This window comes from Gordonia sihwensis NBRC 108236, assembly GCF_000333035.1.
Lineage (GTDB): Bacteria > Actinomycetota > Actinomycetes > Mycobacteriales > Mycobacteriaceae > Gordonia > Gordonia sihwensis.
Map to the genome: position 1 here is coordinate 13,143 of NZ_BANU01000008.1, position 11,708 is coordinate 24,850.

Below are 11,708 nucleotides of genomic sequence, written 5' to 3' on the forward strand. Positions count from 1 at the left end.
GCCGAGCAGAATGCCGGCCGATCGGATTCCCGATCGGCCGGCATTCTTGCGAATATGCGCGGCTCAGTTGCCGAGGGCCTCGTACTGATTGACGGCCTTGTTGAGCCGGTCGAGGGCGTCGCCGTAGGCCTTGAAGTCGCCGCTCGACTGCGCCTTGCGCATCTCCTCGAGTGCCTCGCCGAGCTCCTTCACCACCGCGTCGCGCGCGGCGTCGTCGCCGCTACTCGACGGCTGCTGGGTGTTCGGCGCGGGCTTCTGCGGCGCAGGCGTGCTCGACCCTCCCTCGATCTCCGGCTCCGTCGCCGCACTCGGATCGATGCCGACCTGGCGGAGTGCCTCGGCCACGGTCGGCGCATAGCCGGCGTTCGCCTTCTCCTTGCCCGCCGCCGCGTTGTAGTACGTGAGCACGCGGTAGAGCTTCGGGATCGCCGAGTCCCCGGTCTTGGCCTGGTTGTACATCGGCTGCACGTAGAGGATTCCGTTGTCGCCGACAGGCAGTGCGAGCAGGTTTCCGTAGGTCACCAGGCTGGAGTTCTCCACGAGCTGACGGTCACGGGTGCTCGACGGGCTGTTCTTCATCGCCTCGGTCGCCTGCTGCGGACCCACCGACTGGGTCGTGGTCGGCAACGTCTTGACCGTGATCTTGCCGTATCCGTCCGGGTCGGATGCCGCCGTCATGTACGCCGCGAGGTTCGGCCGCGCGAGCGCGGTCATCACCGATGTCAGCTGGAACTGCGAGAGCGCCTCGTTGCCCGGCGCCGACGCGGTGAAGTAGTACGGCGGCTGCGGAGCGGTGCTCTTGTCGACGGTCGGGTCCGCGGGAACGGTCCAGAAGTTGCTCGACTTGAAGAACGTGGTGCCGTCGTTGACGTGGTACTTCGTGAGCAGCTCGCGCTGCAGCTTGAAGATGTCCTCCGGGTAACGCAGGTGGGCGCGCAGGTCGGGCCGCTTGTCGAGTTCCGACTTGGGCTTGACCGTGCCGGGGAACGCCTTCATCCATGTCTTGAGCACCGGATCGGTGTCATCGGACTGGTACAGCTCGACCTTGCCGGTGTAGGCGTCGACGGTTGCCTTCACCGAGTTGCGCACATACGAGACCTCGCGGTCGGGCTGAGCGCGCCCGGTCGGCCCGGCGTCGGACTGACGGGAGTCGGCCGTCGCCGCCTGCAAGGCCATGCGCTGCGCGTAGGGATAGTTGTCGAGGGTCGTGTAGCCGTCGACGATCCACTTGATCGAGCCGTCGGCCATGACCGCAGGGTAGGTCTTGGAGTCGGTGGTCAGCCACGGCGCCACCTTCTTGACCCGGTCGCGCGGATCGCGGTCGTACAGGATCCGCGACTGGTCGCCGACCGCGCTGGACAGGATGAAGTTGCGCTCGCCGTACTTGAGCGCGTACAGCAGACGCGTACCCCAGTTGCTGAGGGGAACGCCGGAATCGGCGCGGTAGCGGTAGTTCTCGTTGTCCCCGTCGTACTCGCGGCCCTCGTCCGAGCCGCCCGTACCCACGATGGCGTAGTCGGGGTTCACCTTCGCGATCATCTCGCCGAAGTAGATGCGCGGCTCACGAACTTTGATCGGTGCGGTCGCCTTGTACTCGGGTGTATTCACCGTGTTGACGTCGGAGACCAGGAACACCGGGAGTCCGCCGGAGTCGGAATTGGTGTCGCCGTTGGGTGCCTCGTCGACCTTGTTGGCCTGCGCGGCGATGAACCCGTTGCCGTGAGTGAACACGGTGTGCTTGTTGAGCCAGTTGTTCTGGTTGCCGCTCAGGCGCGACGGATCGAGTTCGCGCGCGGCGACGATGAAGTCGCGCTGCTGGGTCTCGCCGTCCTGGGTGACCGGGTAGCGGTCCACCGCCAACTGCGAGGGGAAGCCGTAGACGTTCTTGAGCGCCTGCCGCTGCGAGAACGCGGTCGACATCACCGCCGGGTCGAGGATGCGGATGTTCGAGAGCGTCGCCGCGTCGGAGTTGACGGTGGCCGGATTCGCCGGACTGCGCGCCCAGTCGTTGTCGTAGACGACGTCCTTGCCGTTGCGGATCCGGTAGGCCTCGGTGGTCGCCGCGATGTTGCGTTCGATGTACTCGGCTTCCTTCGTGTCGGCGCTGGGCTTGACGGCGAACTGTTCCATCGCCGCCGGCCACGCGACGCCGATCACCAGCGCCGAGAGCAGCATCAGCACCGCGGCCAGCGCCGGGATGCGCAGGTCGCGCAGGGCGATCGCGGCGAAGAATGCGATGGCGCAGACGATCGCGATCGCCATCAGGATCAGCTTCGACGGCAGCACGTAGTTGATGTCGGTGTAGGTGGCGCCGGTGAAGATGTCGCCGCGCCGGTCACTGCTGAGCAGGTCGTATCGGTCGAACCAGTAACCGATGGCCTTCGCGATCATGAACAGTCCGGCGATCACGGCCAACTGGATGCGTGCCGCCCGCGTCAACGATCCGCGACGTCCGCCGCCGCCGAGCCGCAGTCCGCCGAAGACGTAGTGCGTGATCAGGTTCCCGATGAACGCGATGACGAGCGAGATGAAGATGATGTCGAGCATCATCCGGAAGAACGGCAGCGAGAACGAGTAGAACCCGATGTCGAGGCCGAACTGAGGATCCTTGATCCCGAAGGGTTCGCGATTGATGAACATCTGAACCGTGGCCCAGGAGCCCTGGGCGATGAGACCCGCCACGATGCCGATGAACACCGACGGCACCAGAACCGACAGCTTGGGCCGCATGCCCACCGCCGTCCGGTAGCGCGCCAGCGGGTCGGTGGGGCTCGCCAGCATCACGAAGTCCGGACGTGCACGGTAGGCCGCGAAGATGCCGCCGAAGACGATCGCCGAGACCACGACCGCGACCACCAGGAAGGTCACCAGACGCGTCGTGAGCATGGTGGACATCACCTCGGAGTACCCGAGGTCGGAGTACCAGAGCCAGTCGGTGATCAGTGAGACCACTCGCGGACCCACCAACAGCAGGATCAGCAGTCCGACACCGATCCCGATCAGGATCTTCGCCCTCCGGGACAACGTCGGCCGTCCGCCCGATCCGGTCATGCTCACCACTTGTATAAGCTCCCTGATTCGTCTCTGCTCGCGCGCGTGCGACAGCAATGCCGACCAGCTTACCGATTCGCCCGAGTCGGCTCCGTTCTCCGCCGCAACCGTCCAGGCTGCACAATGGGCGCGTGACGTCTTCCGATGATTCCGCAGGCGCCGGCTTCTCCCAAGCCGATCTCGGCAATGCCCTCGCCCAGTGCCTCGCCTACGCCTCCGACTTGCCCTGGGGCTCGGCGCCGACACTGTTCGCCCTGGTACCGACCGCGGTGCTCGCGTCCCAGGCGCCGGGCCTCGTCGATCCCGGCGACGACTCCGCTCTGAGCCCGGTGGTGCAGGAGACCAGCACCGCCGACCTCGAAGAGCTGCTGACCACCGTCGCGTGGCCGGAGCAAGTGGTGGGCTCGGCGGTCGTCACCGAGATCACCCTGCTGCCGCCCGACGCCGAGGCCGATCTCGACGCGGCGCTGGAACCGCTGCTGGCCGATCCCGACGCCGCCGACGAGGCGGCGCGGCGAGCCGCTCACAGCCATCCCGAGCGGAAGACGGCACGGCTCGCGGCGGGGGTGCTCCGCACCGGGCAGCGGGTGGCGCTGCTCGCGCTCCGAGAGGGCGAGCAGCAGTCGGGGGATCTGCAGACTCACCCGGACATCGCACCGAATCTGCTCGACGCTCTCGCCGAGACTCTGCACGGCTGACCGATTCAGCAGTGCCGATTCAGCAGTGCGGGCGGGCCTCGTCGGTGCCGAGGGTGTCGAGCGCGTTCACCGCGTCGGTCAGCGTGTCGACCTTGACCAGTTCGATGCCGTCGGGCGCATCGGACTTCGCGGCATCGCAGTTGCCGGCCGGAACCAGGAACACCGTCGCTCCGGCGTCTCGGGCCGCCTTGATCTTGTGCGGGATGCCGCCGATGGTGCCGACCTTGCCGTTCGGGTCGATGGTGCCGGTGCCCGCGACGAACTGACCGTGTGACAGGTCGCCGGGCGTCAGGTGGTCGATCACCGAGAGGGTCAGCATCAGACCCGCCGACGGTCCGCCGATGTCTCCGACGTTGAACACGATGTTGATATTCGGGTCCGCTGCCATCATCTGCGGCGTCACCCCGAGGAAGGCCTTGGCGGGATCGTCCGGGCGGGCCCCGAGCTTGACTTGTTGGGTCAGTCGCTGCGGTCCGCGCTGGACCGTCAGTTCCACCTCGTCGCCGGGCTTGTGCCGGGCGAGGACGTCGGCGAGTGCCTTGGGCCCGTCGATCGCGACGCCGTCGAGGGTGAGGATGCGGTCGCGCGGAGCGAGCTTGCCGTCGGCCGGCCCCTTGCTCGCGACGGCGCCGACGCCGATCGCGACCGGCTTGTGCAGGTAGTTCAGCGAGGCCATCGTCGCGTTGGTCTCCGAGCCGCTCATCTGCTCGGTGTTCTGCTGCTGCACCTGTTCCACCGTTTGGTCGGGCGGGTAGTACAGCTCACGCGGCTGCAGTTCGTACGTACCCGAGGCCCACATTCCGAGCGCCTGGAACAGCGAGAGTCCGTCGCGGAGCGAGACCGTGGTGAGGTTGAGATTGCCCTTCGGGTCCGGGTCCACCGCTCCGGTCACTTCGACGACGGGCTTGCCCTCCACGTCGCCGAGCGTGTTGACCGTCGGGCCGGGCCCGAGCGCCACATACGGCACCCGAAGCGTCATGCCTGCGATGACGAACGCCAGGAGGACTACCACGCCGACGGTGATCGTGGCGATACGGCGATGGGCGGGCTTGATGGTCACCCGGCCCAGGGTAATGCAGCCCGATTCCCGGAGCCCGCAGGTGACCGGGCGAGCGCAGCGACGGGAGATGTGCCGAGCTTCGGCCCGGTACCGTTGAAGGTATGAATGATCTGCCCTTCGGGTTCTCGTCGTCGAACGACCGGGACAAGAACGACCCGGACAAGAACAACGGTGGCCAGAGCGGCGGCGGCACGCCGGGCGGCGACCCGTCGAACCCCTTCGGATTCCCGCTGGGCGAAGGCGGCGCGGTCGATCCCTCGCAGCTGGGTCAGTTGTTCAGTCAACTCGGGAACATGTTCAGCGGCATGGGCGCGGGCATGGCCGGCGGCGGCTCCGGTCCCGTCAACTACGACGTGGCCGCGAACCTGGCGCGCAGGCAGATCGGCTCGTTCACTCCGATGCTCGAGAAGGAGCACCAGGCGGTGGCGGACGCGGTCCGGCTGGCGGAGGTCTGGCTCGATGAGCAGACCGCGATGCCCGCGGGGATCCGTTCGACGGCGGCGTGGACGCCCGTGGACTGGCTGGAGAACACGCTGCCGACGTGGCGGACGCTGTGCGATCCGATCGCCGAGCAGATGTCGAAGACGATGGACGCCGGTCTGCCCGAGGAGGCGAAGGCTTTCGCCGGCCCGATGATGGCGATGATCGGCCAGCTCAGCGGCACGATGTACGGGACCCAGCTGGGTCAGGGACTGGGGCAGTTTGCCGGGGGCGTATTGACCTCCACCGACATCGGCCTGCCCTTGGCGCCGGACGGTCTCGGGGTGCTGCTTCCCGAGGCGATCGCGCGATTCGCCGAGGGACTCGATCTGCCCGCGCAGGAGATCGTCGTCTTCCTCGCGGCGCGGGAAGCCGCGCACGTGCGATTGTTCGCGCACGTTCCGTGGCTCAAGCAGCGATTGCTGGCGACCGTGGAGGAGTACGCCCGCGGCATCCGCATCGACCTCGGCGGACTGCAGAATCTGGCGACGGAGATCGACCCGCAGGAGTTGTTCTCCAATCCGGGCAAGCTCGAGGAGTTGATGGGTTCGGCCGCCTCATTCGAACCGGAGACGACCCCGGCGCAGCAGGCGGCGCTCAGCCGTCTGGAGACGCTGCTCGCACTCGTCGAGGGCTGGGTGGAGCTGGTGGTGTCGAATGCGCTCGGAGACCGGATTCCGAGCACGGCCGCGCTCAGTGAGACGATGCGCAGGCGCCGCGCGTCCGGCGGTCCCGCCGAGCAGACCTTCGCGACGTTGATCGGTCTGGATCTGCGTCCGCGCAAACTGCGTGAGGCGGCCGCCCTGTGGCGGGCGCTCACCGAGGCGTCGGACATCGCGACGCGCGACGGTGTGTGGGGCCATCCGGACCTGCTTCCCGACGCCGACGACCTCGACAATCCGGCGGGTTTCATCGACCGAATCGTCGGAGGCGACGTCTCCGGTATCGACGACGCCATCGCCGAGTTGGAGCGCCAGTTCACTGCCGAGAGCGGCGACGGTGACGCCGAGCCAGGCGACGACGGCCGAGCTTCCGGCGGCGACGGCGAGGGTTCCGACCAGCGCTGATTCCAGAGCTCGTCGAACCTGTGGAATTCGGGTTCGCCGAGAACCGGCTGCGCTGCCAGCGTGGTCGTCATGCCCGCACGCGACGCGCTCCCGGTTCTCACGTCCGGCACACCGGTCCTCATCCGCCCCGACGGCCGGCTGCACATCGGCTCCGACCCGCTGACCGCGCTCACGGTGGAACTCGGTCGCGGAGTGTCGACGGCTGCGGTCGCGGCGCTTCTGCAACGCCTCCGGACGCCGCAGCGCTACCGCCATCTGCGCCGTGATCTGCGGTCGTCTGGTCTCTCGGCGTCGAGGTTCTGGGAGATGCTCGACCGGCTGGTCGCCGCGGGCAAGGCGGTGGAGTCCGAAACTGTTGCATCCGCACGCCTCGCCATCGGCATCGTCGGTCACGGCGAAATCGCCAGGCTGCTGCTGTCCGGGTTGCCGCTCGACGGACACCGGACCGAGGTCTGCGATCCGCGCGGTCCGCTCGGCGGTCCCGGGCCCCGGCCGCAGCTGGTGGTTCTCGCCGACCAGCCGGTTCCCGACCCGGCCGTGTACGAGCCGCTGATGTCTGCGCGGATCCCCCACCTCGCGGTGCACATCCACGACGACGTGGGGGTCGTCGGGCCGCTGGTGCTGCCGGGAGCCACCAGCTGCCTGCGGTGCCTCGAGCTGCACCGCACCGACGTCGATCCCGGATGGCCGGTGCTCGCCGCCACCCTGCAGGGGGTCGCCGGCGCCGGCGGGACCGCGACCCGTCTGGCGACGGTGGCGATGGCGCACGCGCAGATCGGCGAGATCGGCGCGGCACTGCGAGCCGCGGATCCGGCGCCGCCGGCGGTGGCCGGAAAGCGGCTCGAGTTCCGGCCGCTGCCGTGCGGGATGACGCTCGCCCCGGCACCGGTGCATCCGCGCTGCGAATGCTTCGTGCGATGCGGCGGTGCACCGGGCGAAACGGTTTCCACTATCCTCGATCACGCGGCGAAAGGACACCATTGAGCGAGATCACACGCGGCCAGGGTCGTCGCAACGCGAAACTGGCCGCACTCCCCCTGGGCATGGCCGGGCGCGCTGCCGCCGGGTTCGGCAAGCGGATCGCGGGCAAGAGCCGAGAAGAAGTCAACGCCGAGTTGATGAACAAGACCGCCGAGCAATTGTTCGCGGTCCTGGGGGAACTCAAGGGCGGGGCCATGAAGGTGGGACAGGCGCTCTCGATCATGGAGGCCGCGATCCCCGACGAATTCGGTGAGCCCTTCCGGGAAGCGCTGACCAAGCTGCAGGCGGAAGCGCCGCCGCTTCCCGCCAAATCCGTGCACAAGGTGCTCGATCAGCAGCTCGGCACCCGCTGGCCCGAACGATTCCGCGAGTTCAGCGACGAGCCCGCCGCCTCCGCCAGCATCGGCCAGGTTCACAAGGCCGTGTGGTCCGATGGCCGCGAGGTCGCGGTGAAGGTCCAGTATCCGGGCGCCGACCATGCCCTGAAGGCCGATCTGAAGACCCTGAGCCGCATGTCGGGACTGATTCAGAAGCTCTCGCCCGGCACTGACGTCAAGGCGATGGTGGACGAGCTCATCGACCGGACCGAGGACGAACTCGACTACATCACCGAAGCCGACAACCAGCGGGCGTTCGCCCGCGCCTTCGACGGCGATCCGGATTTCCTGGTTCCGAAGGTGGTGGCGAGTGCGCCGAAGGTCGTGGTCTCGGAGTGGATCGACGGCACCCGGCTGTCGAAGCTGATCGTCGAGGGCACGCAGGAGCAGCGCAACGACGCCGCCACCAAGATGACGACCTTTGAGATCAGCTCGCCTGCGCGTGTGGGAATGCTGCACGGTGATCCGCACCCCGGAAACTTCTACGTTCTCGACGACGGGCGTTTCGGGATCCTCGATTTCGGTGCCGTCGGGCACTACCCGGACGGGCTGCCTGCGAACACGGGCCCGATTCTGGCCCTCGCGCGTGACAGGCGGTACGACGAACTGCGCGAGGAGATGGTGGCCGCCAACTTCATTCAGGCTTCGCACGCCGACCGCGTGAGCCCGGAGGACCTCGCCAACTACCTGCAGCCGTACGTGGATCCGCTGTACAGCGACACCTTCCATTTCACGCGCAAGTGGCTGCAGCGCGCGGCGGGGATGGCCACCGACATCAACGGCGACGTCTACAAGACGTCGCGGAATCTGAATGTTCCACGCGAGTACGTGATGGTCTTCCGTGTCCTCATCGGATGTGTCGGGATCGCCGCTCAACTCGACGCGGAGGCACCGTATCGCGCGATTCTGAACGAATGGGTGCCCGGCCTCGCGAGCTGAGCGGCGACGCGACGATCATGCGACGGCCGCGTTCTTCCGCGGACGGCCACGGGGCCGCTTCCGCGCGATGACGACACCGCGCTCGAAGATCTCCCCACCCCAGACTCCCCACGGCTCTTCGCGCTCCATCGCGCTCTCGAGGCATTGGGTCCGCAGTGGGCATTGTCGGCACAGGCTCTTCGCCTCCTCCAGGAGGTCCGGTCGGTCGGCGAACCACAGGTCGGCGTCGTAGTCGGTGGACTGGCAGGGCAGTTCTATTCGGGGAATGGTCAAGGTAGACAAAGTAGGTCGGCTTTCGTTCGCAGATGCTGGTCTGATGAACCCGGGCCTACTCGTGGTGGTGCGATGAGAAAGGCCACGGGGTTCGCTATCGCGATTCGCCGTGGCCTCGAAGGTTCCGCTGGTCTCTAGGAGTGAGACATTCGGTAGGACGTCGGATCGCCGTCCACGGGGGCCACTGGGAATCGCCGGCGCGCTCGCGCCATGGGCGCTGCCGCTGCAGCGAGATGTACTGTCTGCCAGTTCACTGGTCGATTCCCTTCTCTCGTGCGGCTCCGGACGGCACAGAGGATCTCCGCACCGCGTGATGTACTTCTGTACTGTATGCGCGCCGCCAACGGCGCACAACTTATTTTCTACCTGCGGTTTCGCCGCGTCGGCGCCCGGGGAGGGCGGCATCGATCACGTCAAGGATCCGCGCCCCGATCACGTCTGCCCGCTCCGCTCCGAAGCCGCGCACCTTCGCCAGCTCGTCGATCGAAGTCGGCACCGCAGTGGCGATCGAGCGGATCATCGACACGCTCATCACGTTGACCGCCGAGATGCCCTCGGACTCGGCGAAGTCCTTGCGCCAGGCGGTCAGCGCGGCGAGGACGTCGGGATCGGGGTCGCGGCGCTCGGGCAGCGGATCGAGGTCGGCGGCCGGATTCGGCACCAGTGCCTCGAGGAATCGGGAACGACGACGCTTGGCGCCCCGCCCCTCCCCTCTCGAAAGACTCCACGACAGGTGCAGGTGTTCACGTGCCCGCGTGACACCCACATAGAAGAGCCTGCGCTCCTCTTCGACTTCTTCGGTGGTCTTGGACGCACGCCCGAGCGGCATCGATCCCTCATGCAGTCCGGTCAGGAACACCGCATCCCATTCGAGGCCCTTGGCCGCGTGCATCGACGACAGCGTGACGCCCGCACCGACCGGCGCGTGTCGCATCCGCGACCGCTCTTCGAGCCTTGCCACCAGTCCGGCGAAGTCCAGTTCTGGTGACTCCCCGGCGATCGACTCCACGATCTCCATCAGACGCAGCAGCTGTTGCCATCGCGCACGCGCGTTGGCGCCCTTCGGCTCGGACTCGGTGAGCCCGACGGAGTGCAGCGCATGCCGCACGGCGTCCACCGGCGCCATCGGCGGGGGTGCGGCCCCCGCCGCCAGAGACGTCAGGCGCCGCATCCCCGCCACGATCTCGGGCCGCTCGAAGAAGCTCTGCGCGCCGCGGACCTGGTAGTCGATCCCCGCCTCCGACAGCGCCTCCTCGTAGGCCTCGGACTGAGCGTTGACCCGGTAGAGCACCGCGATCTCCGAGGCCGGGACACCGGTGCGGATCAACGACCGGATCTTCGCCACCACTCCGACCACTTCGGCGATCTCGTCGTCGAATCCGGCGAAGACCGGTTCCGGTCCCGACGGCCGTTGGCCCACGAGTTTGAGCCGCGTGCCCGCGATGCGGCCGCGGGCCTTGCCGATGACCGCGTTCGCCAGACTCACCACCTCCGGAGTGGAGCGGTAGTCGCGCTGCAGTCGCACCAGCGTGGCCTCCGGGTACCGGCGGGTGAAGTCGAGCAGGTACGTCGGCGTCGCGCCGGTGAAACTGTAGATGGTCTGATTCGCGTCGCCGACGACGGTGAGGTCGTCGCGTCCGCCGAGCCATGCGTCGAGCAGGTCTTGCTGGATGGGAGTGACGTCCTGGTATTCGTCCACCACGAAGCTGCGGTAGCGGGACCGGAACTCTTCGGCGATCGACGGGTCCGACCGCAGGATCGTGGTGGTGAAGGTGAGCAGATCCTCGAAATCGAGCAGTCGGTCGCCGTTCGGCGCGACTTTGGCCGCCTCATACGCGGAGAACACCTGCGCGACCGTCGCAGGGTCGGCCGGAAGGTCGCGGTGGGTGCGTCGCGCCGCCTCCGCATACTGCCCCGGACCCAGACCCGACGACTTCGCCCATTCGATCTCCGACGCCAGATCCCGCAGCAGATCGCGGTCGGCGACGTCGAGGCCCAATTCGCGCGAGACTCTACCGACCATCCGGAACTTGTGCTCCAGCAGTTCCCAGCGCATGTCGCCCATCGCCATCGGCCAGAAGTAGCGGAGCTGGCGCATGGCGGCGGCGTGGAAGGTCTGGGCGGCGATCCGGTTGCCGGGTCCGGCGACGCCGAGCGACTCCAGCCGTTCCCTCATCTCCGCGGCCGCTCGCGCGGTGAACGTGACGGCCAGCACCTGCTCGGGGTTCACCTGCCCGGAGTCGACCAGATGCGCTATCCGCCGGGTGATGGTGCGCGTCTTGCCGGTACCCGCGCCGGCGAGCACGCAGACGGGTCCTCGGGGCGCGAGAACCGCTTCGAGCTGTTCTGGATCAAGGCCTGAGGTGACTCCGCCTTCCGCCGCTGGATGCCCGATCACTGTCATGCCTACTACGTTCTCATGCCCCTGCGACACTGCTCGTCTCCGCAGTTCAGAGCCGGTTCCTCAGTGTCGTGGGAGCCCAGCCGGCGGCCCGAGCCCCCGCGCTGGGCCGTCCTACAGCCTGCCGAGCCTGCTCATCACCTCGCCGACGGACGGGTTGGTCGCCGTAGACCCGTCGGCGTAGAGAGCGGTCGGAACGACGTGGTTGCCGCCGTTGACGCTGCCGACGAACTCGGCGGCGTCCGGGTCGGCCTCGATGTCGATCTCGGTCCACTCCACGCCGTTGCGTTCCAGACCGGCCTTCAGCCGGTTGCAGAACGGACACCAGGAGGTGGTGTACAGAGTCAGTTCCGGGTTCGCTGCCGCATCACTCATGCCGCA

The 11,708-nt window shown here is 67.6% G+C and carries 9 protein-coding genes; 4 read left to right on the forward strand and 5 right to left on the reverse strand.

The window, feature by feature from the left end; all coding sequences use genetic code 11:
• Positions 1–63: 63 nt before the first annotated feature.
• Entirely contained in the window at positions 64–3,051 is a 2,988-nt protein-coding gene (locus tag GSI01S_RS05620; RefSeq protein ID WP_085950741.1) for a UPF0182 family protein, read from the reverse strand.
• A 131-nt stretch (positions 3,052–3,182) separates the two neighbouring features.
• Here GSI01S_RS05620 and GSI01S_RS05625 point away from each other — a divergent pair, with 131 nt between their 5' ends.
• Complete coding sequence (locus GSI01S_RS05625) at positions 3,183–3,749, forward strand: PPA1309 family protein (protein WP_006895500.1); 567 nt, start codon at positions 3,183–3,185, stop codon at positions 3,747–3,749.
• A gap of 19 nt (positions 3,750–3,768) precedes the next feature.
• Here GSI01S_RS05625 and GSI01S_RS05630 read toward each other — a convergent pair whose 3' ends face one another.
• Positions 3,769–4,809, reverse strand: coding sequence for a YlbL family protein (locus tag GSI01S_RS05630; protein ID WP_006895501.1), 1,041 nt, complete (start codon positions 4,807–4,809; stop codon positions 3,769–3,771).
• A gap of 101 nt (positions 4,810–4,910) precedes the next feature.
• Between GSI01S_RS05630 and GSI01S_RS05635 the strand changes: the two genes are divergently transcribed.
• From GSI01S_RS05635 to GSI01S_RS05645, 3 genes are all read left to right on the forward strand, one after another.
• The gene (locus tag GSI01S_RS05635; RefSeq protein ID WP_006895502.1) at positions 4,911–6,356 is read left to right on the forward strand and encodes a zinc-dependent metalloprotease; all 1,446 of its coding nucleotides are present in this window, start codon (positions 4,911–4,913) and stop codon (positions 6,354–6,356) included.
• Positions 6,357–6,425: 69 nt separating this feature from the next.
• Entirely contained in the window at positions 6,426–7,340 is a 915-nt protein-coding gene (locus GSI01S_RS05640) for a hypothetical protein (RefSeq protein ID WP_006895503.1), read from the forward strand.
• Positions 7,337–8,653, forward strand: coding sequence for an ABC1 kinase family protein (locus tag GSI01S_RS05645; protein ID WP_006895504.1), 1,317 nt, complete (start codon positions 7,337–7,339; stop codon positions 8,651–8,653). The genes GSI01S_RS05640 and GSI01S_RS05645 overlap by 4 nt, the downstream gene beginning before the upstream one ends.
• A gap of 15 nt (positions 8,654–8,668) precedes the next feature.
• Here GSI01S_RS05645 and GSI01S_RS05650 read toward each other — a convergent pair whose 3' ends face one another.
• The 3 genes from GSI01S_RS05650 to GSI01S_RS05660 all read right to left on the reverse strand — a co-directional run bounded on the left by GSI01S_RS05650 (position 8,669) and on the right by GSI01S_RS05660 (position 11,702).
• A complete protein-coding gene (locus GSI01S_RS05650; protein WP_006895505.1) occupies positions 8,669–8,935 on the reverse strand; it encodes a WhiB family transcriptional regulator in 267 nt (88 codons plus the stop codon).
• Between the two features lie 346 nt (positions 8,936–9,281).
• A complete protein-coding gene (locus GSI01S_RS05655) occupies positions 9,282–11,330 on the reverse strand; it encodes an ATP-dependent helicase (RefSeq protein WP_006895506.1) in 2,049 nt (682 codons plus the stop codon).
• Between the two features lie 111 nt (positions 11,331–11,441).
• Positions 11,442–11,702: a mycoredoxin gene (locus tag GSI01S_RS05660; protein ID WP_006895507.1), complete on the reverse strand. Its 261-nt coding sequence runs from the start codon at positions 11,700–11,702 to the stop codon at positions 11,442–11,444.
• Positions 11,703–11,708: the final 6 nt, after the last annotated feature.

Excerpts from the sequence above, each read along its gene's own strand:
- GSI01S_RS05620 (WP_085950741.1), bottom strand. The coding sequence starts at position 3,051 with ATGACCGGATCGGGCGGACGGCCGACGTTGTCCCGGAGGGCGAAGATC.
- GSI01S_RS05635 (WP_006895502.1), top strand. The coding sequence starts at position 4,911 with ATGAATGATCTGCCCTTCGGGTTCTCGTCGTCGAACGACCGGGACAAG.
- GSI01S_RS05640 (WP_006895503.1), top strand. The coding sequence starts at position 6,426 with ATGCCCGCACGCGACGCGCTCCCGGTTCTCACGTCCGGCACACCGGTC.
- GSI01S_RS05655 (WP_006895506.1), bottom strand. The coding sequence starts at position 11,330 with ATGACAGTGATCGGGCATCCAGCGGCGGAAGGCGGAGTCACCTCAGGC.
- GSI01S_RS05660 (WP_006895507.1), bottom strand. The coding sequence starts at position 11,702 with ATGAGTGATGCGGCAGCGAACCCGGAACTGACTCTGTACACCACCTCC.